Genomic DNA, 260 nt, shown 5'->3' on the forward strand with positions numbered 1-260 from the left:
CGCACACTCCGGTCACCAACCAGACCGTGGTGCTCCGTACCGCTGATGGTGGTGCACTGGTGGTGGGCCGCCTCGACTTCTCCTTTGAAGGAACACCGAAGTCCGCAGGCGACAAGCTCATACTCCAGGACGATTCGGCAGTGTTTGCCGGTGGCAAGGAAACCACCACGGGAATGGTCTTGAAGTTCGCGGAGTCAGTTGCGGTCTACATTCCCCCGGCAGGTTCTTCTGATCCGATGAAGCTGGTCGCGGCTACGCGT

At 60.0% G+C, this 260-nt stretch carries 1 protein-coding gene; it reads left to right on the forward strand.

The annotated features are described in order from the left end of the window. Positions 1-260: hypothetical protein (locus tag SB679_RS25020; protein ID WP_410705010.1), on the forward strand; the 260-nt coding region annotated here is incomplete at both ends.

The sequence above is a fragment of the Chryseobacterium sp. SIMBA_029 genome (assembly GCF_046535275.1).
Lineage (GTDB): Bacteria > Bacteroidota > Bacteroidia > Flavobacteriales > Weeksellaceae > Chryseobacterium.